Here is a 22,450-nt window from a genome sequence, read left to right on the forward strand (position 1 = left end):
CGTTGACCGCACCCGTCCAGACCCCCCAGAAGGGTCACAATGTGACGATCGAGGGGGACGTCGAGTCCCATCTGCACCCGCGCCCCTCCTGGCAGCTCGCCGACCATCCGATGCCCACCGGGCGCGAGGAGATCTGGCGGTTCACCCCCGTCCGTGAGTTCGCCCCGATCCTGGCCGAGGGTCCGACCCGGGCCAGCCTCGAGTGGGACATCAAGGCACCCGAGCAGGTCACCGTCACCGACCTGGCCCCCGACGACCTGCGCGGTCTGGCCGAGACCCCCCAGGACCGCCTCTCGGCGGTGGCGGCCACCAACTCCGTCAACCCCTCGAGGCGGATCGAGATCCCGGCCGACGCCCAGTACGACGACCCGATCGACATCAACCTCACCGGCACCGGTTCGGGCGAGTCGGTCTACCAGAACCTCGTCGTGGAGATCGGCCGGTTCGCACACGTCACCCTCGTGGTGCGGTACAAGGGATCGGCGAACCTCGGCGAGAACTGGACCTTCCGGATCGGCGACGGCGCCGAGGCCACCATTGTCTTCGTCCACGAGTGGGACGACGACGCCGTCCACGCCGCCCAGATCGCCTTCGAGCTGGGCCGCGACACCACGGTGCGCACCGCCCAGGCGACCTTCGGCGGGAAGGCCGTGCGGATCTCGCAGACGGCCTCCTACCAGGGGCCGGGAGCCGACCTCTCGCAGCTCGGCGTCTACTTCGCCGATGCCAGCCAGCACATCGAGCACCGGCTGTTCGTCGACCACAACGCCCCGCGCACCAAGTCGCGGGTGGACTTCCGCGGCTGTCTGCAGGGCGCCGGGGCCCACACCGTGTGGGTCGGCGACGTGCTGATCCGTCCGGTCGCCACCGGCATCGACACCTACGAGTCCAACAAGAACCTGGTGCTCACCGAGGGCTGCCGGGCCGACGCGGTGCCGAACCTGGAGATCCAGACCGGCAACATCGTCGGCGCCGGGCACTCGGCCTCCACCGGCCGGTTCGACGCCGAGCAGCTGTTCTACCTCCAGTCCCGAGGGATCGAGGAGGAGGAGGCACGGCGTCTGGTGGTGCACGGCTTCTTCACCGACATCGTCCGCAGGATCGGCGTCGAGGAGATCAGCAACGAGCTGATGGACCGCATCGAGGAGGAGCTTCTCGAGAGCCTCGGAGCCTCCACCCAGACCGCCGCCGACCAGTCCTCGGAGGGCTGAGATGGCAGCGGTGAAGGTGACGACCGTCGACCAGCTGGCCGACGACACGCCGGCCGAGTTCGACGACGTCGAGGGCACCGACATCGTCCTGGTGCGCACCGAGGGCCAGACCTTCGCGATCGGGGCCCTGTGCAGCCACGCCGAGGTGCCGATGGTCGATGGAGAGGTCGAGGACTGCGCCCTCGAGTGCTACATGCACGGCTCCATGTTCGACCTGCGCACCGGCGCACCGCTCAGCCTGCCGGCCACCGAGCCGATTCCCGTATTTCCCGTGACCATCGACGGCGACGACGTCCTCGTCGACGTCGCCCATCCCATTCCCTACAAGGAGTCCTGACACACCCATGGCAACTCTTAAGATCACCGACCTGCACGTCGACGTCGAGACCGAGACCGGTCCCAAGAACATCCTCAAGGGGGTCAACCTCACCATCAACTCCGGCGAGGTGCACGCCATCATGGGCCCCAACGGCTCGGGCAAGTCCACCCTCGCCTACACCCTCGCGGGCCACCCCAAGTACACCGTCACCAGCGGCACCGTCACCCTCGACGGGGAGGACCTGCTGGCGATGACCGTCGACCAGCGCGCCCGCGCCGGCCTCTTCCTGGCCATGCAGTACCCGGTCGAGATCCCCGGAGTCTCGGTGGCCAACTTCCTGCGCGCGGCCCGGACCGCCGTGGACGGCAAGGCCCCCAAGCTGCGCACCTGGATCAAGGAGGTCGACGCCGCCCTGGAGCGCCAGGACCTCGACGACGACTTCGCCGACCGCTCGGTCAACGAGGGCTTCTCCGGTGGCGAGAAGAAGCGTCACGAGATGGCCCAGCTGGAGCTGCTCCACCCGAAGTTCGCGGTCCTCGACGAGACCGACTCCGGCCTGGACATCGACGCCCTCAAGGTGGTCTCCACCGGCGTCAACCACTACCTGGAGGACAAGACCCGCGGGGTCATGCTCATCACCCACTACACCCGCATCCTGCGGTACATCCACGCCACCCAGGTCCACGTCTTCGTGGACGGCCGGGTGGCCGCCACCGGCGGTCCGGAGCTGGGTGAGCAGCTGGAGGCCGAGGGCTACGAGAAGTACGTCGAGGCCGCGAAGGCGAACGCCTGATGAGTGGGGCCACCGACTACGACGTGGAGGCCGTTCGGGCGGACTTCCCCATCCTGACCACCAGGGTGGGGGACTACCCGTTGGCCTACCTGGACTCGGCCAACACCTCCCAGAAGCCGCAGGTCGTGATCGATGCGGTGGCCGACCACTACGCCCACCACAACGCCAATGTGGCCCGGGCGATGCACAAGCTGGGGCTGGAGGCCACCCAGGCCTACGAGGGGGGACGCGAGCGGATCGCCCGGTTCATCGGAGCCGAGCGGCCCGAGGAGGTCATCGCCCTGTCGAACGCCTCCGAGGGACTCAACCTGTGCGCCTACACCCTGGGATCGCGACTGAAGCCCGGCGACGAGGTGGTGGTCTCTGTGATGGAGCACCACTCGAACCTGGTGCCCTGGCAGCTGGCCTGCCAGCGCACCGGCGCCACCCTGCGCTGGTTCGACATCACCGACCAGGGCCGTCTGGACCTCGAGAAGGCCGAGCGCGAGGGACTCATCAATGAGCACACCAAGGTGGTCTCGATCGCCCTGGCCTCCAACGTGCTCGGCACCGTCAACCCGGTAACCGCGATCGCCGCCCAGGCCCATGCGGTCGGTGCGGTGATGGTGGTCGACGCCTCCCAGGCGGTGCCCCAGATGCCCGTCGACGTCTCGACCCTGGGCGCTGATCTGGTGGCCTTCACCGGTCACAAGATGGTCGGCCCTACCGGTATCGGGATCCTGTGGGGCCACTACGACCTGCTCGCCGACCTGCCCCCCTTCCTGGGCGGCGGGGAGATGATCGAGATCGTCCGGATGGACCACTCGACCTACGCCGAGCCGCCGCACCGGTTCGAGGCCGGCACCCCGCCGATCGCCCAGATAGTCGGGCTGGCGAAGGCCGCCGACTACCTCGACGGGGTGGGGATGGCGGCCATCGCCGCCCACGAGCGCGACATCGCCGACTACGCCCTGGCGGGGCTGACCGGGTTGAAGGGGCTGCGTATCCTGGGTCCCACCGAGGCCGTCGATCGCACCGGGACCATCTCGTTCACGATCGAGGGGGTCCACCCCCACGACGCGATGAGCCTGATGGACTCCCACGGGGTGGCGGTGCGCGGTGGTCACCACTGCGCCCGACCGCTGCACGAGAGACTGGGGATCCAGGCCTCGCTGCGGGCATCGGCCTACCTCTACACCACCCGCGGGGAGATCGACGCCCTCGTTGACGCTGTGGAGTACGCCCGCGATTTCTTCACCGGTCGGACCCTGACCGGCGCCGGGGCTGGAAGGAGTGATTCATGAACGTCGAGGACATGTACCAGCAGATCATCCTCGATCACTACCGCGAGAAGCACCACTCGGGGCTGCGCGACGGCTACGCCGCCGAGGTGACCCAGGTGAACCCGTCCTGCGGCGACGAGCTGATGCTCCGACTGCACCTGGACGGAGACGTCATCACCGACGTCTCCTACGACGCGGTGGGCTGCTCCATCTCCCAGGCTTCCACCTCGGTGATGACCGATCTGGTGATCGGCGGCACGGTCGACCACGCCCAGAAGCTGTACCGCGGCTTCCAGGCGATGATGCGGTCCCACGGCGAGGAGACCCTCGACCCGGATCGCTACGACGACGCCGTGGCCTTCGAGGGGGTCGCCAAGCTGATGGCTCGCGTCAAGTGCGCGATGCTCGGCTGGTCGGCTCTGGAGGAAGCCATGATGGAGGCTCAGCAGAACAGCGACACAGCGGTGTCGACGCAGAACAGCGACACAGCGGTGTCGACGCAGAACAGCAGTACTGCCGTGTGCGCAGGAGCACCGGCGAGGGGAGAGAAGGCATGAGCGAGGAGACCACCCAGGAGGCCAGGCCCTCCGACCTGGTGCGCGACACCCTTCCGGACCAGGAGCCTGCGACTCCGCAGCCGGGGGAGCAGTCCGGGGAGGTGACCCGCTCGCTTCCGACCGCCGACGACATCATCGAGGCGATGAAGGATGTCATCGATCCCGAACTCATGGTCAATGTGGTGGATCTGGGCCTGGTCTACGGGGTCCAGATCGACGACGAGGCCAATGTCACCATCGACATGACGCTGACCAGTCCCACCTGTCCGCTCACCGATCGCCTGGAGTACGACACCCAGACGGTCCTCGAGGGGATCGTCAACAGCGTGGCGATCAACTGGGTGTGGCTGCCGCCGTGGGGTCTTGAGAGGATCACCGAGGACGGCCGGGCACAGCTCCAGGCCATCGGCTTCAACGTCTGATCCGCGACATCTGATCCGGTTCTGACGAGGGCGGGCCCCCACATCTGTGGGGGCCCGCCCTCATCCTGCCGTGACCGCAAGGACTGCCGTGACCGGTGTGGATGCCGTCGTCGATGGCGACCGCCGCCATCCGTGCGGCGGGTCACCGCTCGCTCGGGGGCCGGATCAGCCGTCCAGGTTGTTGGTCGAGAAGGTGTCGCAGGAGGCCAGGCTGCTGGCGTTGAACCCGCGCTGGGTCCAGTAGACCCGCATCTTCGAGGACCCATGGGTCCAGGCGTCCTGGTTCACCCGACCGGAGGACTGCTCCTGGATGTGGTCGTCGCCGACCGCCTTGGCGGCGTCGACGATCTTGGCGATGTCGGCGGAGGTGACATTCTCGATGAGGTCGTCGGGGTTGTCGGAGGCCCACTTGAGGTAGGCTCCGGCGTAGCAGTCGGCCTGCAGCTCGAGGCGCACCGAGGGGGAGCGGGCACCGGTCTGGTTGCCCGATGCGTGGGCCTTGGCCAGGGTGCCGAGCAGATCCTGGGCGTGGTGGCCGTACTCGTGGGCGATGACATAGGCCTCGGCCGCGGTGCTGGACTTGGTGCCCAACTCGGTGAACAGCTGCGAGAGGAAGCCGGTGTCCAGGTAGACCAGTTTGTCGCCGGAGCAGTAGAAGGGGCCGGTCTGGGAGTCCGCCGTCCCGCAGGCCGTCGAGATCTGGCCGCTGAAGGGCTTGATCCGAGCCTTGGTGTACCCGTCGATCTGGGTCCCCCAGTACTGGTTGACGCTGGTGGCGTAGGCCGCCCAGCGGCAGTTCGGGTCCCGGTTGGCGTCGGCCCCGGTCCGACAGCTGGAAGTCGAGACGGCGGTGCTCTGCGACGTCTCGGTGCCGGTTCCGGAGTCGGTGCCCAAGATGTCGCCGGGATTGACGCCGAAGACCAGGGCGAGGATGAGCACCACGATCCCGGCCCCACCACCCAGGACGATCCGTCCTCCTCCGCCGCCACCGCGTCCCGGTCCACCGGCGCTGTTGTCGATGGAGTCCGAGTCGATCTGAGCGTCATTCTTGAAGTCCATCGTTCCTCCGGGTCGGTCAGCAGGCGAGACCAGACTACGCATCAACAGTGTGCGATCCGGCTTCTCTCCCGAGGTCGTCTACTCACCGGCAATCATCGCGATGGCCGCCAGGTGTCCCTCAAGGGCGGCTCTCCCCGCGCCGGTGAGACTGACCCAGGTAAGACGACGCGAGTCGCTCCGGGCGCGCGAGGCTTCCTTGCGGAGGGTGATCAGTCCCGCCTGGGCGAGCACCTTGAGGTTCTTCGACAGACTCGCATCGTGCAACCCCAAGGTGTCGCGAACGACGGAGAACTCGATCTCCGACATACGTCGGAGCAGGCCACATATCCGTAGCCGCACCGGCGAGTGGATCACATCGTTGAAAGCGGGTTGTGCATCTGACGTCATCAGGCTCGTCCGGTCCTCCCGCCCAGTTCGTCACGCAGCGCGTCATCGTAGCGGCGCCCGAGCACGACTGTCGCGAGGAGTGCAGAGACGGCAGGGATGAGCCCCCACCATGGCGAGAACGCAAGAAACTTGATCGCGAGACTGCTCACCATCGCCAGGATCAGGATCGCGAGGAGTGTCAGAAGCAGGCGCTTGCCGCGAGAACCAGCGGGTTGGGTCGTTGAGACCCCGTAGCGGCGGTTGTAGGTGATCGTGAGCACCGGCAGCAGCATGATTCCGACCGCGACGATCCAGATCGCAGTTGAGCCGGGAAGCACCTGCGAACCGACGAAGGCGGCGACGATCGCCCCCAGCGCGGGGTGGTACCACCACGGTGTCACGACTCGGGCGGCAAGTCGTGATCCGTCATCCTGAAGCTGCCTGAGAGTCTCGCGGGACGACGCGGCTTCAGGGTTTTCAGGCTGATCGCCGCCATGGCTGAAGTCGTTTTCCATGCAGGAAAGCGTATCTGTCGTGTGCCATCAGGAAAAGGGGAATGAGCCCCTGAAACGCGATCGGTCCTCGTCAAGCTGCGCGGCAAGGGTCGGCGTCCTCGACTGGTCGCCGTCCTTGACAGGTCGTCGTTCTGGGCGAGCTTGGCGAGCACCGTGCCCTCATCGGAGGGGGGAGCTACTTGGCCCTGCTAGACGACGAACCAGAAGACCACCGCGAGCACCGCCACCAGCGCCGGAAGACCGAACATCAGGACAAGCCGCCAGGTGCGGCGCAGCCAGATCTGGGCGAGGATGCCGATGATCGACCCGAGGGCCGCGGCGGCCACCGCCGATCCCCAGTAGGTGGCGGCCTCGCCGGGACGACACCCCTCCAGGGACGAGTCGCACAGGCTCCACCAGGCGAGATAGCCGAAGATGCCGATGCCGATGACGGCGACGACCATCCCGATGATGACCCAGATGGAGTACCGCCGCCATGCCTTCAGGTCGGCGGCGATCTCCTCCTCGTTCTCCGGTGCTGCTCGCCGTGGTGCTGCCATGTCGTCCATTGTTGCCCATCGTGGCGACGCTGGCCCGTCGGGGCGCGCCGGGGGATACTCCCTCCATGGTCCACACTCCGCCCACCGCCACTCCCCAGGTTCACTGGGCGTCCCTCGACGAGATCGATCCGGTGGTGCTCTACCGCCTGCTGTGGCTGCGCAGCGAGGTCTTCAACGGGGAGCAGCACTGCACCGACGACGATCTGGACGGCCGCGAGCTCGATCCCTCCTCCCGGATCGGCTGGGTGGAGGTCGACGACGAGCCGGTCGCCACCCTGCGCGCCTTCGACGAGGACGGGGTCACCGTCCTCGGCCGACTCGCCACCGCGGCCGGCCACCGGGGTCGGGGTCTGGCCGCGGCACTGGTCCGGCGAGCCGTCGCGGAGTCCGCCGGGCGTCCCGTCGTCCTGCACGCCCAGGCCCACCTCCAGGGCTGGTACGCGGGCCTCGGATTCGTCCTGGACGGAGAGCCCTTCATGGAGGCCGGCATCCCGCACGTGCCGATGAGGCTCACGCGCTGAGCTGACAAGATGTGCACGCATTTGGCCACCGGGGCGGGTGAGGGCAGGATGGTCCGGTGCTGCAGGTCAAGGATGTGGAGGTCCGTATCGGGGCCCGGTTGTTGCTCAACCCGGTGAGTTTCCAGGTCGCACCCGGGGACAAGATCGGACTGGTGGGCCGCAACGGCGCCGGAAAGACCACCCTCACGAAGATCCTCGCCGGGCAGACCCAGCCCAGCGCCGGCACCGTCTCCCGGACCGGTCAGCTCGGCTACCTCCCTCAGGATCCGCGCGATCCCGACCTCACCCAGCTGGCCAGCGAGAGGATCCTGTCGGCCCGCGGTCTGGCCCACATCCTCGACAAGATGCAGAGCCTCGAGGACGCGATGTCCTCCCCCGATGACGCCGTCCGCCAGCGTGCGATGGACAAGTACGCCAAGGCCGAGGCCCGACTGATGGCCGCCGGCGGCTACGGGGCCGAGGCCGAGGCGGCCCGCATCTCGGCCAACCTGGCACTTCCGGACCGCGTCCTCAGTCAGCCCCTGGGCAACCTCTCCGGCGGCCAGCGACGCCGCGTCGAGCTGGCGCGGATCCTGTTCTCCGGCGCCGACACCCTGCTCCTGGACGAACCGACCAACCACCTGGACGCCGACTCGATCAATTGGCTGCGCGGCTTCCTGCAGGGCTATCAGGGCGGGGTCCTGATGATCTCCCACAACACTGAGCTGGTCGGGGAGACCGTCAACAAGGTCTTCCACCTGGACGCCAACCGGGCCACCCTCGACGTCTACTCGATGAACTGGAGGCGCTACCTCATCCAGCGCGCCGCCGACGAGAAGCGCCGCCACAAGGAGCGGGTCAACGCCGAGCGGAAGGCCTCGGCACTGATGGCCCAGGCCGACAAGCTGCACGCCAAGGCCACCAAGGCGGTCGCCGCCCAGAACATGGCCCGACGGGCCGAGCGGCTGCTGGCCGGGGTCGAGGGGGAGAGGGCCGCCGACAAGGTGGCGGCCATCCGCTTCCCCAGCCCGGCCCCCTGCGGCAAGACGCCGTTGACCGCCCACAACCTCACCAAGACCTACGGGTCCCTGGAGGTGTTCACCGGGGTGGACCTGGCGGTGGACCGCGGCTCCCAGGTGGTGGTGCTGGGCCTCAACGGCGCCGGCAAGACCACCCTGCTGAGGATCCTGGCCGGGGTGGAGACCCCAGACACCGGCGAGGTCGTTCCGGGTCACGGGCTGAAGATTGGCTACTTCGCCCAGGAGCACGACCTCATCGAGATGGACCGGACGGTGCTGGACAACATGGCGCGCACCGCCGGGGACATGACAGACACCGACATCCGCAAGATCCTGGGATCCTTCCTGTTCACCGGCGACGACGTCGACAAGCCCGCCGGGGTGCTCTCGGGAGGCGAGAAGACCCGTCTGGCCCTGGCCATGCTGGTCGTCTCCTCGGCCAATGTGCTGCTGCTTGACGAGCCCACCAACAACCTGGACCCGGCCAGCCGCGCACAGGTGCTCGACGCGATCGCCCACTTCGGTGGGGCGATCGTGCTGGTCACCCACGACGAGGGCGCCGTCCAGGCCCTCCAGCCCGACCGGGTGCTGATCCTGCCCGAGGGGACCGAGGATCTGTGGGGGCCCGACTACCAGGACCTCATCACGCTGGCCTGAGCGGCCGGCCCGGCGGTGCAGGTGCCGGTACCATGAGCGCGTCATCACCACGACCGCGGAGGACAGCCATGCCAGCACGCCAGCCCAGACTCACCGGGGACCAGAGGCGTGCGATGGCCGAGGTGCTCGCCCAGCGCTATGACGAGGGGGCCTCGATCCGGTCCCTGGCGGTGGAGTTCGGCAGGTCCTACGGACTGGTGCAGCGTCTTCTCGCCGAGGCCGGGGTGGAGTTCCGGGCCCGTGGCGGAGCCGACCCCAGCTCCCCGATGACCCGCGCCGAACGTGAGAGCGAGGCACCGACGGATGATTCCCGGGATGCGCCGGAGCAGCCACGGGAGCCCGATGAGGCAGCCGAGATGGTGACCGAGGAGCAGCTGGCGAAGGCCGAGGCCAAGGCGCGACGGGCCACGAACCGGCTGTCCAAGGCGCTGCGGGCGCGGGCGAAGCTCACCAAGGCCAACAGCTCCAAGAAGCAGCGCAGGGCCGCGAAGAAGAAGGTGGCCAACCGCCGCCTGAAGTCGGAGAAGGCCGCCGACCGGCTGGAACGGATCCGCGAGCAGCTGGACGCCCACACCGGCCACTGAGTCGGTCAGTGCGGGTCTCGGCGCAGGAAGATGGTCAGTCCCCGCCGCGACGCCGGAAGGTGGTCACCTCGACCGCCACCGTCACCGCGATCGGTTCGCTCAGATCGACGTGGGTGGCGTGATGGGCGCTGGGTCCCATCCCCACCGCATCGGCGGCGAGCCGCGGATCCAGGGTCACGACATTGCTGACCGTCTGATGGGCGAAGGGTGTGAAGGACTCCACCAGCCCCTCCATCATCTGGTGCCTCTTGTCGGGCTGGATCCCGATCATCCCGGTGGCCTCGCGCAGCTCGGCTAGATGGGTGCTGAGCGGGGTCACGACGACCAGCAGACCCCCGGCAGACAGCACCCGGTGGAACTCCTGGCGGTTGCGAGGAGCGAAGACGCACATCACGGCGTCCACCGATCCGCTGCGCAGCGGCAGGCCGCGCCAGGTGTCGGCGACGACAGCCGCCATCCGCGGATGGGCCCGGGCCGCCCGGCGGACGGCGGCCACCGAGACATCGGAGGCCAGTCCGTGGGCCGACCCGACGGCGTCCAGCACCTTCCCCAGATGATGTCCGGTGCCGGCCCCGGCCTCGAGGATCCGCTGCGATGAGGCCAGTTGTCGCGCCATCACGGCGTCCACCGGGTCGAAGATGCCGGAGTCCAGGACGCGCTGGCGGGCAGCGACCATCTCGGTGGTGTCGGCATTGATGCCGGGGCGCGCCGGGATCATCGTGACGTGACCCTGACGGGCGACGTCCAGGCTGTGACCGTGACGACAGCGCAGGGTTCGCTCGGTCAGTTCCAGGCCCTCCTCGGCGCCCGTCCGGCGTCGACAGGTGGGGCAGATGAGCCAGTCGACGACCTGGGCCAGGCCGCCGGTCACGAGGGATCGTCCGAGGAGGGGCCGGTGCTCGAGGAACCGGTGCCGGGCACCCCGGTCGCGGAGTCGATCGGGACGCCGTTGCGGGTGGCTGGCTTACCGATCGGGACGCCGTTGCGGGTGGCTGGCTTTCCGACCGGGGCCGGCCTGTGAGCCCTGCGGGCCGAGCGCTCCCGGCGCGTGCGGCGGTCGCGGATGTCACCGCGGATCAGGACGAACAGCCCGCCCACCGCGATCGCGGTGAAGCAGAACCACTGGATCGCGTAGGACAGGTGCGGACCCTCGTCGAGCTGGGGCAGCGGCAGCGGGGTGATCCGCGCCGACTGCGGAGGCATCGAACTGGCCAGCATGATGTACCCGTCGACGTAGTCGCCGCCCTGGGCGCGGCCGATCGCCTGTGAGTTGATGAGTCTGGCGCGGCCGTCGACCGGGACGACGGCACTGTCCTTGCCGTTCTCGTTGCCGCGCACATAGCCGATCACCGTGACGGTGCCGCCCGGAGGTGCCGGGATGTCGGCGATGTCGGGATCGGTGCCGTCCCCGGCTCGCGGGATGAATCCGCGGTCGACGAGCACGGTCCGACCGTCCGCGGCGCGCAACGGGGTGATGACCTCACTGCCCTGCTGGTCCCCGGACTTCCGGTAGCGGATCTGCAACTGGTGGGCGGCGTCATAGCTTCCGGTGACGGTGACCCGGGTCCACTGGTCGTCGGCGCCGATGACCTTGCCGGGGGTGAAGACCTGGGCCCAGTCGACGACCGGTTGGCCCTCGTGGGCGCGGACGATCGCATTGGCCTCGCGCCGGCCCGAGAGCCGGTGGAGCTGCCACTCGCCCAGGCGCACCATCACCCCGGCCAGGATCACGACGAACAGCGCCAGTCCGATCCATCGCAGCCACAGCCTCTTCACCCGGCCGAGCCTAGTCGCTGCGGTCGGTCCGGTCCCGGGGGCTTCCCGCCGGGTCCTGGTCGTCCTCGGCCAGTTGTCCCGGGATGGTCACCGCCGAACCGAGCTGGTGCTGGGCCTGCGAACGCTCGGAGGCCTCGACGGTACTGGTGCGACGGTCGTCGACATTGCCCAGGATCACCGCGATGGCCGGCAGCAGGGCCGCCCCGGGGATGAAGAGCCATCGCCACGGGTTCGGGGCGACCACCAGACCGATGAAGCAGACCGTCCTGATCGCCATCGAGATGAGGTAGCGGCGCTGACGCGACTCCAGATCCTCGGAGGCCGAGGGCCGGGCGCCGGTGATGAGATGACCGCCGTGGCGGCGCGAGTGCGACCTCCGGCCGGGGTGGCCGGTGTCGCTGCGGTGCGACGACTCGGATGGCACAAGAGTGGGCACCCCTTCAGGGTAGGCGCGCCGTCGGGCCTGTGGAGACCTCACAGACACCTGCTTTCCGGGTTGTGCTGCCAGCGCATCGGGCACCCGCCGGCAGGGGCCGTCGTGCCTGAAGCTCCCGTGCGGCGCTAGGTTCGTGCCATGACTGTTGAGGATCCTGACCAGGGGCGCGTCGCGCTCGTCACCGGAGGGTCGCGAGGTATCGGCGCGGCGATCGCCCAGGCACTGGCCGCCGACGGCTACCGGGTGGCGGCCACCAGTCGCAGCGGCACCGCACCCGAGGGAGTCCTCCCGGTGGTCTGCGATGTCACCGACGCCGACTCGGTCGACGCCGCCTTCACCACGGTGGAGAAGGAGCTGGGTCCGGTCGAGGTGCTGGTCGCCAATGCCGGAATCACCCGCGACACCCTGCTGGCCCGGATGAGCGAGGAGGACTTCACCTCGGTCCTCGACACCAACCTCACCGGGGCTTACCGGGTGATCCGTCGCGCCGCCCGCGCCATGACCCGTGCCCGGTTCGGCCGGATCGTGGTGATGTCCTCGGTGGTGGGACTGCTGGGATCGGCCGGCCAGGTCAACTACGCGGCCTCCAAGGCGGGCCTGATCGGGATCGCGCGCAGCGTCTCCCGGGAGCTCGGGGCCCGCGGGGTCACCTGCAATGTCGTCGCTCCCGGGTTCATCTCCACCGACATGACGGCGGTGCTCCCGGACAAGGTCATCGCCGACTACCGGGCACGGATCCCGGCCCGGCGGCTCGGGGAGGTCGACGACGTCGTCAACGCCGTGCGCTTCCTCACCTCCGATGCCACCTCCTACATCACCGGCGCCGTCATCCCGGTCGACGGCGGTCTGGGCATGGGCCACTGAGCTCCGCCTCCGGCTGCCTCTGAAACGTCAACGAAAGGGTTACAACAATGGGACTTCTCGAAGGAAAGACCATCCTGGTCACCGGGGTGACGATGCACACCTCGATCGCCTTCAAGGTGGCGCAGATCGCACAGGACGAGGGCGCCCGGGTCATCGTCTCCAACATCCCCCGCGCGATCCGGGTCACCCACCGGGCGGTCCGCAAGCTGGATCCGGTACCTGAGGTGATCGAGCTGGACGCCACCGACGAGGAGCAGCTCACCGCCCTCCCGGAGACCCTGCGCGCACTGGGGGTCGAGAAGCTCGACGGCGTCGTCCACGCGATCGCCTTCGCCAACCCGAAGACCGCCCTGGGCGGGGAGTTCCTCAACACCGAGTGGCACGACGTCGACGTCGCCCTGCACACCTCGACCTACTCCTACGTCTCCCTGGCCAAGGCCGTCCAGCCGCTGTTCGGCACGACCGCCGCGGTGGTCGGGCTCACCTTCGACGCGACCGTGTCATGGCCCTTCTACGACTGGATGGGAGTGGCCAAGGCCGGTCTGGAGTCGGCCAACCGCTACCTGGCCCGCTACCTGGGCAAGGACGGGGTGCGCTGCAACCTCGTCTCGGCCGGACCGCTGGACACCATGGCCAAGACCTCCATCCCCGGGGCCGACGCCTTCAACGACCTGTGGGGGGACCGAGCCCCGCTGGGATGGGACACCAAGGACGCCACGGCGGCCGCCAAGGCCGTGGTGGCCCTGCTGTCCGACTGGTTCCCGGCCACCACCGGTGAGATGGTGCACGCCGACGGAGGACTGCACTCCACCGGCGCCTGATCCGACCCTCCGCTGGGAGGACGCGACGGTCCGGCACTGTGCAGTGCCGGACCGTCGCTGTGTACTGGGGCGCTCCGCGGGGTTGTGGGGCGCCCCGCCGGGCTCGCGGGATCAGTTCGTCGGCATCCAGGGGTGGATGAGGTGCTCGGGGGCCAGCGCCGAGGCGAGTGCGTCCTTGTCGAGGAGGTGCTCCTCCAGGATGATCTCGCCGACCGTGCGGCCCTCCGCCAGAGCCTGCTGAGCGACCCGGGTGGCGGTGCGGTAGCCGAGCGCCGGCGACAGCGCGGTGACGATGGAGACCGACCTCCAGACCTCCTCGCGCAGAGTCTCCTCATTGGCGGTGATGCCGGTGATGCAGCGGTCGGTGAAGACCACCATGGCCCGCTGGAGGTGGCGGATCTCCTCGAACAGCAGGTGGGCGATGATCGGCTCGAAGGCGTTGAGCTGCAGCTGGCCGGCCTCGGCGGCCATCGAGATGGTGACGTCATGGCCGACGATCTCGAAGGCAACCTGGTTGACCATCTCGGGGATGACCGGGTTCACCTTGCCGGGCATGATGCTGGATCCGGCCTGGACCGCCGGCAGGTTGATCTCCCCGAGCCCGGCCCGCGGACCCGAGGACAGCAGCCGCAGGTCGTTGCAGATCTTCGAGATCTTCACCGCGATCCGCTTGAGCACCCCGGACAGCTGCACGAAACCGCCGACGTCCTGAGTGGCCTCGACCAGATCGGGGGAGGCCGACAGCTCGAGGCCGGTCAGCCTGTTGAGCTCGGTGATCATGGCGGGGGCGTAGGCGGCCGGGGTGTTGATGCCGGTGCCGATGGCGGTGCCGCCGATGTTGAGCTGGGTGAGCAGTTTCCGGGCGGCCGCCAGGATCGACTCGTCATTGCGCAGCATCACGGCATAGGTGCCGAACTCCTGGCCCAGGGTCATCGGGACGGCGTCCTGGAGCTGGGTGCGTCCGAGCTTGAGGACGTCGGAGAACTCCTCGGCCTTGGCGGCGAAGGCGTCGCCGGCGTGCCTGAGCGCACCGGAGAGGTCGTCGAGCATCAGGAGCAGGGCGATCTTGATGGCCGAGGGGTAGACGTCATTGGTGGACTGGCAGCAGTTGACGTGGTTGTGGGGGTCCACGACGTCGTAGCGGCCCTTGGCCAGACCGAGCTCCTCGAGGGCGACGTTGGCGACCACCTCGTTGGCGTTCATGTTGGTGGAGGTGCCGGCCCCACCCTGGATGGTGCCCACCACGAACTGGTCGTCGAACTCACGGGCGCGGATCCGCTGGCAGCCGGCGATGATCGCCTCGGCGGCGCGGGCGGGGACCAGCCCCTGTGCGGAGTTGACGGTGGCGGCGGCCTGCTTGATGACGGCCAGGGCGTCGACGAACTGAGGGTAGTTGCCGATCTTCTTGCTGGTGATCGGGAAGTTCTCGAGGGCGCGGGCGGTGTTGATGCCCCAGTAGTGGGCGTCGTCGATCTGCACCTCCCCGAGCAGGTCGACCTCCACGCGGCTGGACTGGGATGACCTCGGGTGCTGTGTCATGAAGCTCCTCGCCTTGGTTGGACACCACTCATGATGGGCCAACCATACGGACAGCCGCGAGGCTCGGGTCCGGCGCGGTCCTTCCTGCGCGAGTCCTCCTCGTGGCCCGTGTCCGGCGCCGTCGACGGTGTTCGTCGATCTGAGCGCGAGACGCTGATCAGGTGGTCGGGCAGGGCTGCTCGTCCGGTCACCGCACTGTGTTCAAGCGGCCATGAGATGTGCTCGGTGGGCCGTGGCTCTGTGCTCGGTCGGTCACTCTCGACGGCCCGGCGCCCGATCGCCCCGGGGCCAGGCGGTGGCGGCGGTGACGGCGTCCTGAGCGGCGGCGCGCAGCCTGCGAAGAGCGGACTCGCGGACCTGGGAGCCTTGGGAGGTGAGCATCGGTGAGGACTCCAGACCCGACTCACTGGCCTCCAGGGCGGTCCATGCCAGGTCCAGCAGCACCTGGTCGGAGTGCCGGTGCCCCCGGCCCAACCTCGGCGGGACCGACTCGGGACGACTGCCGGTGACGATGTCGAGGCGGCCCAGCTCCCCGGAGACCTCGGCCATCACCTGACGCAGCTGCTGGCCCGCCTCGGCAGGGGTGGCCGGGGGAATCGGCGGTCGGCCCTGCACTATTCGCCACTGAATGGCCGGGCCGACCGGCTGGGGGATCCAGCACAGCCCGGCCGGAATGCCCGCCGGTCCCGAGGTGTGGCAGATCACCGCGGTCCCCGCCTCCAGCACGTCGGCGTTGAGCTCGGCGGGCCCGCGCAGTCCGGCCAGCCGACCGGGAGCGGTGAGCACCATCGCCCACAGGGCGGACCCGGCCCCGGGCCAGTGGGCGATCCGGGTGAGGGCCCGGCGGACCGGCACCGAGGCCAGCGGATCCTGCTCGGACAGCTGCAGCAGGCCGTCGGGGTCGTGGACCTGGTGCATCGGTCCGAGTCGGTCCTCGGCCATCGGCGCGCTGATCCGGCCTGCGCACAGGTCGTTGAGCAGGGATGTCAGCTGCAGACAGGTCTCACGCACCTCAGGAAGGATACGGGGCGGGGCGGACCATGGCCCGTGTGCATGTGACAGTCTGTGGGCATGCGACGCGTGATCCTTCTCGGTTCCACCGGATCCATCGGCACCCAGGCTCTCGATGTGGTGAGGGCCAATCCTCAACGGTTCCAGGTGGTGGGCCTGTCGGCAGGCAGCAACCGGGAGATGCTCGCCGACCAGGCACGGGAGTTCGGCGTCGAGCATCTGGCACTGGGCGCCGAGGAGTCCTGTCAACTGGTTGCCGATGTCGAGGCCGACGTCGTCCTCAACGGCATCACCGGGTCGGTCGGGCTCGGCCCGACCCTGGCCACCCTGAAGGCTGGCAGGTGCCTGGCGCTGGCCAACAAGGAGTCACTCATCGTGGGCGGGGAACTGGTGAGGAGGGCGGCGGCCCCCGGCCAGCTGGTCCCCGTCGACTCCGAGCACTCGGCCATCGCCCAGGCCCTGCGCGCCGGCGCTCCCACCGAGGTCGCGAGGTTGGTGGTGACGGCCTCCGGCGGCCCGTTCCGCGGCTGGACCCACTCCGAGCTGGAGGAGGTCACCCCCGCCCAGGCGCTGGCCCACCCGACCTGGCGGATGGGCCGGGTCGTCACCACCAACTCCGCAACCATGGTCAACAAGGGGCTGGAGGTCATCGAGGCCCACCTGCTCTTCGACGTCGACTACGACAACATCGAGGTGGTCGTCCACCCCCAGTCGGTCGTCCACTCGATGGTCGAGTTCGTCGACGGGTCGACGATCGCCCAGGCCTCCCCGCCCGACATGCGGCTGCCAATCTCGCTGGGCCTGGGCTGGCCCGATCGCGTCCCCGGGGTCGGCCGGCCGCTCGACTGGCACCAGGTCACCAGCTGGACCTTCGAACCCCTCGACGAGCAGACCTTCCCCGCGGTGGCCCTGGCCCGACAGGTGGGACGGGCCGGGGGAACCTACCCGGCGGTCTACAACGCGGCCAACGAACAGGCCGTGGAGGCCTTCCACGCCGGTCGGCTGTCCTTCCCGGGGATTGTCGAGACGATCCAGCGGGTCGTGGAGGCCCACCAGCCGCCCGCCGAGCTCACCCTCGACAGCCTGGCCGGCGCCGAGCAGTGGGCGCGTCGTCGCGCCGATGAGGACATCGCCGCACGGCGGTAGCGGCTCGGCCCCTCGCGATCGTTGGTAGGTTCGTGCCCATGAATGCAGTGGTGCAGTTGGCCGGGGTCGGTGTGCGGCGCGGGACCACCCAGATCCTCGAGGATGTCGACTGGGAGGTCGACGAGGGTCAGCGCTGGGTGCTGGTCGGACCGAACGGCGCCGGGAAGACCACGATCCTGCAGATTCTGGGCGCCCAGCTGCACCCCACCACCGGGCTGGTGGAGATCCTCGACGAGATCATCGGGGCCGTCGACGTCTTCGAGCTGAGACCACGGATCGGGGTCTGCTCCTCGGCTCTGGCCCACCGGATCCCGGCCTCCGAGACGGTGCGCAACATCGTCGTCTCGGCCGCCTGGGCGGTGATCGGGCGCTGGCGGGAGTCCTACGACCCGATGGACCTGGCCCGCGCCGACGAGCTCATCGCCCAGATGGGGCTGGCCGGAATGGCCGAGCGCACCTACGGGACCCTCAGCGAGGGGGAGCGCAAGCGGGTGGAGATCGCCCGGGCGCTGATGACCGACCCGGAGCTGCTGCTGATGGACGAACCGGCCGCCGGCCTGGACCTGGCCGGCCGCGAACAGCTGGTCGCCGTGATGTCGCAGATCTGCGCCGATCCGAGTGCCCCGGCCACCGTGCTGGTCACCCACCATCTGGAGGAGATTCCGGCCGGTATCACCCACGCCCTGGTGCTGGACGGCGGCAGGGTGGCGGCCAGCGGTCCGGTCGACCAGGTGCTGACGTCCGAGATCCTCTCCGAGGCCTTCGGGCTACCCTTGGAGGTCACCACCAGCAACGGTCGCTGGAGCGCCGTGGCAGCGAGAGAGTGAGGCCCCGATGGCAGAGTTCTGGAGGTGGGTCGCCGAGCACGGCTGGGTGGGCTGGCTGGGAGCCTCGGCGGTGCTCGCCTGCGCCGAGATGCTCACCCTCGACTTCACCCTGCTGATGCTGGCCTCCGGGGCCCTGGCCGGTGGTGTCACCGCCGTCTTCCTGCCCGGTGCCTGGCTGATCCAGGTGCTGGTCGCCGTCGCGGTGGGCGGCGTGATGCTCGCCGTGCTGCGGCCCACCCTGCTCAAGCGGGTGAGGGACGCCCCGGGTTACCGGTCCCTGCTGGACCAGTTGGTGGGTTCGGAGGGCACCGCCACCCGGCAGGTCACCTCGGAGACCGGGGAGGTCAAGGTCCACGGGGAGATCTGGGAGGCCCGCACGATGAGCCCCGGCGTCACGATCGACGCCGGCGAGTCGATCGAGGTCTACCAGGTCGATGCCACCACCCTCATCGTCTACCCGGCCAGTCAGGGCCTCGGATGGTCGGGAGGGGCCCGAACCTGAGGCCCGTCCGGCGCGCGGCACCGGATGGCGGCGCAGCGGATGGCAGGATGGAGGAAATGACTGTCGCACTCGCTGAGGAGGCCTGATGACCGAGTTCATCGTCGCGATCATCATCATCGTTCTGGTGGTGGTTGCCCTTGGATCGTCGGTGAAGATCATTCACCAGCAGAAGATCGGACTGGTGGAGCGTCTGGGGAAGTTCCACCGGCGTCTCAATCCGGGACCGCATCTCGTGGTCCCCGTCATCGACAAGGTCCAGTACAACCTGGACATGCGAGAGCAGGTCCAGCCCTTCCCGCCCCAGGGTGTCATCACCGAGGACAACCTGATGGTCAACATCGACTCGGTGATCTACTTCCAGATCGTCGATCCCGAGCGTGCCGCCTACGAGGCGCAGTCCTACCGGACCGCCATCGAGCAGCTCACCATGACCACCCTGCGCAACATCATCGGCGGGATGGACATGGAGGCCGCGCTCACCTCGCGCGAGGAGATCAACCAGAAGCTGCGGTCGGTCCTCGACGAGGCCACCGGCAAGTGGGGCATCAAGGTCAACCGTGTCGAGCTGAGGGCCATCGAGCCGCCGCCCACCATCCGTGACGCGATGGAGAAGGGGGCTCGCGCCGAACGCGACAAGCGGGCCGCGATCCTGCTGGCCGAGGGCCAGCGTCAGTCCCAGATCCTGGCCGCCGGCGGCGACCGGGAGTCGGCGATCCTGAGGGCCCAGGGCGACCGGGAGGCTCAGGTGCTGCGCGCCCAGGCTGACCGTCAGGCCCAGATGCTGAGGTCGGAGGGCGAGGCCCAGGCCATCACCACCGTGTTCAACGCGATCCACGCCGGTCAGCCCGATCAGGGGCTGCTGGCCTACCAGTACATGCAGATGCTGCCCACCCTGGCGCGTGGGGACGCCAACAAGGTGTGGATCGTCCCGAGCGAGCTGAACGACGCCCTGCGCGGACTCGGTCAGATGGTCGGTGACGGCGACAACCGCAAGCCGACCTACCAGACCGCCGACCCCTCCTCCTTCGACCAGCCGAAGAAGGTCGACGTGATGGCGGAGATCGCCCAGCAGAAGGAGGACGAGCGGGCGCAGTCCGACGCCACCGTCCAGCAGGCCATCGAGGAGGCCGCGAAGCTGGAGAACCCCGGCCTGAGCACCGGGCCCAAGACCGCGCCGTCGGTCGGTCGTGGACCCTCGACCGCGCTGCCCGGATCGTCCAAGGGCGGCCACACGCCGGCCGATCAGCAGGCCCAGGGGCCGATGGGTGGTCTCTACCAGACCGGCTGGGGCACCCCGCAGAGCCAGCCGACCCCGCCTCCCCAGCGCCCGCAGGCCCCCCAGGCCCCCCAGGGCCCGCAGCCGGACCAGGGTCAGCCTCCCCAGCAGCCCTTCAACCCTCGTGGCGGCGACCAGGGCTGAGGTCGCGGGCGGGATCGGGGTCGCCCCGGACCGCTCGCAGGAGCACTCGTCACAGCGCGTTCAGATGTACCCCGGGGGCTCAGCCCCCGGGGTGCTGCGCGTCCCACTGCTGTCGGTAGCGTTCGGCGATCCAGCCGCAGGCGATGAGCTGGGCCATGTGGAAGATCATCAGCGGCAGCACGATGAGTCCGACCGGCTGGCCGGTGAACAGCACGGTGGCCATCGGCAGGCCGGTGGCCAGCGACTTCTTGGTCCCGCAGAACTGGATCGCCACCCGGTCGGCCCGGGGGAAGTGCAGCCATCCGCTCAGCGCCCAGGTGAGCCACAGCATCACCGCCAGCAGGACCAGGCAGATGAGGACCGTCACGGCCAGCTGCGGGCCGCTGGTGATCGACCAGATGTGCTCGCGCATCCCCGAGGAGAAGGCGGAGTAGACCACCACGAGGATGACGCCGTTGTCGACGAACTTGAGGGGCTTGCGGTGCTCGGTGACGAAGCGGGCGGTCAGCGGGCGTGAGAGCTGCCCGAGGACGAAGGGCAGCAGGATCTGCAGGGCGACGTCGAGAATCGACGAGGCGGAGATGGTGACCCCGGAGTGCGAGGAGACCAGCAGGAATGCCAGCACCGGGGTGATGAAGGTCCCCAGCAGGTTGGAGGTGGTCGCCGAGACGATGGCCCCGGGGACGTTGCCGTGGGCGATCGAGGTGAAGTTGATCGAGGACTGGACCGTCGAGGGGACCAGACACACCCACAGCAGCCCCAGGTAGAGCAGCGGCGAGATGGCCCACGGCACCAGGAGCTGCAGGAGGATGCCGATCAGCGGGAAGACGATGAAGGTGCACCCCAGGATCGTCAGGTGCAGTCGCCAGTGGGTGAGCCCGGCCAGCGTCTCGCTGGGTTGCAGGCGGGCGCCGTAGAGCAGGAAGAGCCAGAAGACCAGCACGTTGACCAGTCCGTCGACCACCGGGACTCCCGCCCCGCGGGCCGGCAGGACACTGGCGATGAGGGCGGAGGCGACGATGCCCACCAGGAACCAGTTGATCTGATGGTGTCTGCCGGACGTCGGGGTCACCCCGACACCCTATTCTCGCGGGCCCGGTTCCCGGGCGGTCCCGCAGGAGCGGTGCCCGGGACCAAACGGCGTCCGACAGTGCGGGGTCCGGTCATCCGGTTCGGTCTGGGACTCCCCGGGACCCCCGCGGTCATCGCTCGGGGGCGCGGGTGTTAGCGTGACGCTGCGTTCGTGCGGAGGAATCCAGTGAAATCCTGGGGCGGTCGCGCCACTGTGAGGCTGAAGAGCCGAGCCAGACCCTCTCGAGCGCGTCACATGTTGTATCGGAAGCGCACGACTTCTGGCTGTGACCGGTCGGCCGAGCTGCCGCACTGGCATCGGAGGATCGTGCCGAGATAGGAGCGCACCTCTCATGTCATCCCGTTTGTTGCACGGCACTCGCAGCAGAGCCCTGCTCGCATGCCTGGTCACGGTCTCGATGGGCTGATCACCGGATGCGGATCGACCGCATCCTCCTCGACGGCCTCGTCCTCGGGGCCGACGGCCTCCCTGGTCGTCGGTCAGACGAGTGTCGCCGACAGCAGCAATCCCTTCAAGGATGCCTGGGACCTCACTTCTCACGGCGTCGCGGAGTACGTGTTCATGCTTGACGCCAAGGGGAATCAGACGTCCCGCTTCGTCAAGGATGTGAAGCAGACCGGGAATCTCGACTGGACGATGGCGGTCAAGCCCGGTGCCAGGTTCTCCGACGGATCCGCCGTCGATGCGAAGGCACTGGCCTGGAGCCTCAACCAGATCCAGCAGAAGAACCCGCTGTCCAACGCGTCTGCAGGCAGGATCACCTTCACCGCCGGTTCCAGCACTCTCACCGCGCACACTACGCGCATCACAAGGGTTCTCCCGGCAATCCTGGGGGAGTGGAGCAATGTCGTCTTCAAGACCGACTCCAAGGGGAACTACCTGTACACCGGTCCTTACCGAATCACGTCGATGCAGTCCGGAACGCAGATCAACCTCGCGCCGAACCCCTCGTACCCCAACGCCGGCAGGCGCCAGAATGTGACCCTCAAGGCGTTCAAGGACGCCGACGCGATGAAGCTGGCGATGCAGACCAGGAGCATCGACATGGCCTTCACCGTCACCCCGACCGTCGCCGAGCAGCTCAAGTCGACCGCGGGAGTCACCGTCAAGACCCTCGACGCGGGATACCAGTACTTCGGCCGTCCGAACCTCAAGTCCGGGATGCTGGTTGACCCCACCGTCCGCAAGGCCGTCGACCTGGGGCTGAACCGC

At 68.7% G+C, this 22,450-nt stretch carries 25 protein-coding genes and 1 pseudogene; 16 read left to right on the top strand and 10 right to left on the bottom strand.

Going from position 1 to position 22,450, the window contains the following annotated elements:
- Positions 1–2: 2 nt before the first annotated feature.
- Genes sufD through FEZ32_RS09420 form a run of 6 tightly spaced genes read left to right on the top strand, consistent with a single transcriptional unit; the run spans position 3 to position 4,564 of the window.
- Complete coding sequence (gene sufD, locus FEZ32_RS09395; protein WP_414973626.1) at positions 3–1,211, top strand: Fe-S cluster assembly protein SufD; 1,209 nt, start codon at positions 3–5, stop codon at positions 1,209–1,211.
- A gap of 1 nt (position 1,212) precedes the next feature.
- Positions 1,213–1,548 (top strand): non-heme iron oxygenase ferredoxin subunit, encoded by a 336-nt coding sequence (locus tag FEZ32_RS09400; RefSeq protein ID WP_028702315.1) that lies wholly within the window; start codon positions 1,213–1,215, stop codon positions 1,546–1,548.
- A gap of 7 nt (positions 1,549–1,555) precedes the next feature.
- Positions 1,556–2,323 carry a Fe-S cluster assembly ATPase SufC gene (gene sufC / locus FEZ32_RS09405; protein ID WP_028702316.1) on the top strand — a complete coding sequence of 256 codons (768 nt, stop codon included), beginning with the start codon at positions 1,556–1,558 and terminating at the stop codon, positions 2,321–2,323.
- Positions 2,323–3,606 (top strand): aminotransferase class V-fold PLP-dependent enzyme, encoded by a 1,284-nt coding sequence (locus FEZ32_RS09410; protein ID WP_138680475.1) that lies wholly within the window; start codon positions 2,323–2,325, stop codon positions 3,604–3,606. The genes sufC and FEZ32_RS09410 overlap by 1 nt, the downstream gene beginning before the upstream one ends.
- Entirely contained in the window at positions 3,603–4,142 is a 540-nt protein-coding gene (gene sufU / locus FEZ32_RS09415) for a Fe-S cluster assembly sulfur transfer protein SufU (protein ID WP_138680476.1), read from the top strand. The genes FEZ32_RS09410 and sufU overlap by 4 nt, the downstream gene beginning before the upstream one ends.
- On the top strand, positions 4,139–4,564 hold the full coding sequence (locus tag FEZ32_RS09420; protein WP_138680477.1) for a metal-sulfur cluster assembly factor: 426 nt from the start codon (positions 4,139–4,141) through the stop codon (positions 4,562–4,564). The genes sufU and FEZ32_RS09420 overlap by 4 nt, the downstream gene beginning before the upstream one ends.
- 165 nt (positions 4,565–4,729) lie before the next feature.
- Here the strand turns inward: FEZ32_RS09420 and ypfJ are convergent, their stop codons facing one another.
- From ypfJ to FEZ32_RS09440, 4 genes are all read right to left on the bottom strand, one after another.
- Entirely contained in the window at positions 4,730–5,623 is an 894-nt protein-coding gene (gene ypfJ / locus FEZ32_RS09425) for a KPN_02809 family neutral zinc metallopeptidase (protein ID WP_097798589.1), read from the bottom strand.
- Between the two features lie 78 nt (positions 5,624–5,701).
- Complete coding sequence (locus FEZ32_RS09430; protein ID WP_036980735.1) at positions 5,702–6,010, bottom strand: transcriptional regulator; 309 nt, start codon at positions 6,008–6,010, stop codon at positions 5,702–5,704.
- The gene (locus tag FEZ32_RS09435) at positions 6,010–6,504 is read right to left on the bottom strand and encodes a hypothetical protein (RefSeq protein WP_138680478.1); all 495 of its coding nucleotides are present in this window, start codon (positions 6,502–6,504) and stop codon (positions 6,010–6,012) included. Before FEZ32_RS09435 ends, FEZ32_RS09430 begins: the two co-directional genes overlap by 1 nt.
- Before the next feature lie 188 nt (positions 6,505–6,692).
- Complete coding sequence (locus FEZ32_RS09440; protein WP_028702322.1) at positions 6,693–7,052, bottom strand: hypothetical protein; 360 nt, start codon at positions 7,050–7,052, stop codon at positions 6,693–6,695.
- A gap of 56 nt (positions 7,053–7,108) precedes the next feature.
- On the opposite strand from FEZ32_RS09440, the gene FEZ32_RS09445 reads away from it, so the two are divergent.
- From FEZ32_RS09445 to FEZ32_RS09455, 3 genes are all read left to right on the top strand, one after another.
- Positions 7,109–7,564, top strand: coding sequence for a GNAT family N-acetyltransferase (locus FEZ32_RS09445; protein WP_036980737.1), 456 nt, complete (start codon positions 7,109–7,111; stop codon positions 7,562–7,564).
- Positions 7,565–7,620: 56 nt separating this feature from the next.
- The gene (locus FEZ32_RS09450) at positions 7,621–9,219 is read left to right on the top strand and encodes an ABC-F family ATP-binding cassette domain-containing protein (RefSeq protein WP_028702324.1); all 1,599 of its coding nucleotides are present in this window, start codon (positions 7,621–7,623) and stop codon (positions 9,217–9,219) included.
- 68 nt (positions 9,220–9,287) lie between these two features.
- Positions 9,288–9,803, top strand: a complete 516-nt coding sequence (locus tag FEZ32_RS09455) for a helix-turn-helix domain-containing protein (protein ID WP_097798593.1) — start codon at positions 9,288–9,290, stop codon at positions 9,801–9,803.
- A gap of 34 nt (positions 9,804–9,837) precedes the next feature.
- Here FEZ32_RS09455 and FEZ32_RS09460 read toward each other — a convergent pair whose 3' ends face one another.
- The 3 genes from FEZ32_RS09460 to FEZ32_RS09470 are packed head-to-tail and all read right to left on the bottom strand — an operon-like array spanning position 9,838 to position 12,015.
- The gene (locus FEZ32_RS09460; RefSeq protein ID WP_331855826.1) at positions 9,838–10,674 is read right to left on the bottom strand and encodes a methyltransferase domain-containing protein; all 837 of its coding nucleotides are present in this window, start codon (positions 10,672–10,674) and stop codon (positions 9,838–9,840) included.
- A complete protein-coding gene (locus tag FEZ32_RS09465) occupies positions 10,671–11,579 on the bottom strand; it encodes an SURF1 family cytochrome oxidase biogenesis protein (RefSeq protein WP_126412800.1) in 909 nt (302 codons plus the stop codon). Before FEZ32_RS09465 ends, FEZ32_RS09460 begins: the two co-directional genes overlap by 4 nt.
- A 10-nt stretch (positions 11,580–11,589) precedes the next feature.
- Positions 11,590–12,015: a DUF3099 domain-containing protein gene (locus FEZ32_RS09470; protein WP_232020930.1), complete on the bottom strand. Its 426-nt coding sequence runs from the start codon at positions 12,013–12,015 to the stop codon at positions 11,590–11,592.
- A 138-nt stretch (positions 12,016–12,153) separates the two neighbouring features.
- On the opposite strand from FEZ32_RS09470, the gene fabG reads away from it, so the two are divergent.
- Both fabG and fabI read left to right on the top strand, forming a co-directional pair.
- Positions 12,154–12,879, top strand: coding sequence for a 3-oxoacyl-ACP reductase FabG (gene fabG, locus FEZ32_RS09475; protein WP_097798596.1), 726 nt, complete (start codon positions 12,154–12,156; stop codon positions 12,877–12,879).
- Between the two features lie 47 nt (positions 12,880–12,926).
- A complete protein-coding gene (gene fabI, locus FEZ32_RS09480) occupies positions 12,927–13,700 on the top strand; it encodes an enoyl-ACP reductase FabI (protein WP_097798597.1) in 774 nt (257 codons plus the stop codon).
- Positions 13,701–13,811: 111 nt separating this feature from the next.
- Here the strand turns inward: fabI and FEZ32_RS09485 are convergent, their stop codons facing one another.
- Both FEZ32_RS09485 and FEZ32_RS09490 read right to left on the bottom strand, forming a co-directional pair.
- Positions 13,812–15,239 (bottom strand): aspartate ammonia-lyase, encoded by a 1,428-nt coding sequence (locus FEZ32_RS09485; RefSeq protein WP_028702330.1) that lies wholly within the window; start codon positions 15,237–15,239, stop codon positions 13,812–13,814.
- A gap of 252 nt (positions 15,240–15,491) precedes the next feature.
- The gene (locus FEZ32_RS09490; protein WP_028702331.1) at positions 15,492–16,250 is read right to left on the bottom strand and encodes a hypothetical protein; all 759 of its coding nucleotides are present in this window, start codon (positions 16,248–16,250) and stop codon (positions 15,492–15,494) included.
- Positions 16,251–16,310: 60 nt separating this feature from the next.
- Between FEZ32_RS09490 and dxr the strand changes: the two genes are divergently transcribed.
- From dxr to FEZ32_RS09510, 4 genes are all read left to right on the top strand, one after another.
- Positions 16,311–17,396 (top strand): 1-deoxy-D-xylulose-5-phosphate reductoisomerase, encoded by a 1,086-nt coding sequence (gene dxr, locus FEZ32_RS09495; RefSeq protein WP_097798598.1) that lies wholly within the window; start codon positions 16,311–16,313, stop codon positions 17,394–17,396.
- Between the two features lie 38 nt (positions 17,397–17,434).
- Positions 17,435–18,223, top strand: a complete 789-nt coding sequence (locus FEZ32_RS09500; RefSeq protein ID WP_028702333.1) for an ABC transporter ATP-binding protein — start codon at positions 17,435–17,437, stop codon at positions 18,221–18,223.
- A gap of 7 nt (positions 18,224–18,230) precedes the next feature.
- Positions 18,231–18,725: an NfeD family protein gene (locus FEZ32_RS09505; RefSeq protein ID WP_138680479.1), complete on the top strand. Its 495-nt coding sequence runs from the start codon at positions 18,231–18,233 to the stop codon at positions 18,723–18,725.
- An 85-nt stretch (positions 18,726–18,810) separates the two neighbouring features.
- Positions 18,811–20,145, top strand: a complete 1,335-nt coding sequence (locus tag FEZ32_RS09510; protein ID WP_138680480.1) for an SPFH domain-containing protein — start codon at positions 18,811–18,813, stop codon at positions 20,143–20,145.
- A 79-nt stretch (positions 20,146–20,224) separates the two neighbouring features.
- Here the strand turns inward: FEZ32_RS09510 and FEZ32_RS09515 are convergent, their stop codons facing one another.
- The gene (locus FEZ32_RS09515) at positions 20,225–21,217 is read right to left on the bottom strand and encodes a bile acid:sodium symporter family protein (RefSeq protein WP_138680481.1); all 993 of its coding nucleotides are present in this window, start codon (positions 21,215–21,217) and stop codon (positions 20,225–20,227) included.
- A gap of 657 nt (positions 21,218–21,874) precedes the next feature.
- Between FEZ32_RS09515 and FEZ32_RS14060 the strand changes: the two are divergent.
- A pseudogene (locus tag FEZ32_RS14060) lies at positions 21,875–22,444 on the top strand (ABC transporter substrate-binding protein); the annotation flags it as partial.
- Between the last annotated feature and the right edge of the window lie 6 nt (positions 22,445–22,450).

It is taken from the genome of Acidipropionibacterium jensenii (assembly GCF_005890135.1).
Classification (GTDB): domain Bacteria; phylum Actinomycetota; class Actinomycetes; order Propionibacteriales; family Propionibacteriaceae; genus Acidipropionibacterium; species Acidipropionibacterium jensenii.

Excerpts from the sequence above, each read along its gene's own strand:
- FEZ32_RS09485 (WP_028702330.1), bottom strand. The coding sequence starts at position 15,239 with ATGACACAGCACCCGAGGTCATCCCAGTCCAGCCGCGTGGAGGTCGAC.
- FEZ32_RS09445 (WP_036980737.1), top strand. The coding sequence starts at position 7,109 with ATGGTCCACACTCCGCCCACCGCCACTCCCCAGGTTCACTGGGCGTCC.
- sufU (WP_138680476.1), top strand. The coding sequence starts at position 3,603 with ATGAACGTCGAGGACATGTACCAGCAGATCATCCTCGATCACTACCGC.
- FEZ32_RS09430 (WP_036980735.1), bottom strand. The coding sequence starts at position 6,010 with ATGACGTCAGATGCACAACCCGCTTTCAACGATGTGATCCACTCGCCG.
- FEZ32_RS09505 (WP_138680479.1), top strand. The coding sequence starts at position 18,231 with ATGGCAGAGTTCTGGAGGTGGGTCGCCGAGCACGGCTGGGTGGGCTGG.
- FEZ32_RS09400 (WP_028702315.1), top strand. The coding sequence starts at position 1,213 with ATGGCAGCGGTGAAGGTGACGACCGTCGACCAGCTGGCCGACGACACG.
- fabI (WP_097798597.1), top strand. The coding sequence starts at position 12,927 with ATGGGACTTCTCGAAGGAAAGACCATCCTGGTCACCGGGGTGACGATG.
- FEZ32_RS09435 (WP_138680478.1), bottom strand. The coding sequence starts at position 6,504 with ATGGAAAACGACTTCAGCCATGGCGGCGATCAGCCTGAAAACCCTGAA.
- FEZ32_RS09510 (WP_138680480.1), top strand. The coding sequence starts at position 18,811 with ATGACCGAGTTCATCGTCGCGATCATCATCATCGTTCTGGTGGTGGTT.
- sufC (WP_028702316.1), top strand. The coding sequence starts at position 1,556 with ATGGCAACTCTTAAGATCACCGACCTGCACGTCGACGTCGAGACCGAG.
- FEZ32_RS09440 (WP_028702322.1), bottom strand. The coding sequence starts at position 7,052 with ATGGACGACATGGCAGCACCACGGCGAGCAGCACCGGAGAACGAGGAG.
- FEZ32_RS09500 (WP_028702333.1), top strand. The coding sequence starts at position 17,435 with ATGAATGCAGTGGTGCAGTTGGCCGGGGTCGGTGTGCGGCGCGGGACC.
- dxr (WP_097798598.1), top strand. The coding sequence starts at position 16,311 with ATGCGACGCGTGATCCTTCTCGGTTCCACCGGATCCATCGGCACCCAG.
- fabG (WP_097798596.1), top strand. The coding sequence starts at position 12,154 with ATGACTGTTGAGGATCCTGACCAGGGGCGCGTCGCGCTCGTCACCGGA.
- FEZ32_RS09410 (WP_138680475.1), top strand. The coding sequence starts at position 2,323 with ATGAGTGGGGCCACCGACTACGACGTGGAGGCCGTTCGGGCGGACTTC.
- FEZ32_RS09455 (WP_097798593.1), top strand. The coding sequence starts at position 9,288 with ATGCCAGCACGCCAGCCCAGACTCACCGGGGACCAGAGGCGTGCGATG.
- FEZ32_RS09420 (WP_138680477.1), top strand. The coding sequence starts at position 4,139 with ATGAGCGAGGAGACCACCCAGGAGGCCAGGCCCTCCGACCTGGTGCGC.
- ypfJ (WP_097798589.1), bottom strand. The coding sequence starts at position 5,623 with ATGGACTTCAAGAATGACGCTCAGATCGACTCGGACTCCATCGACAAC.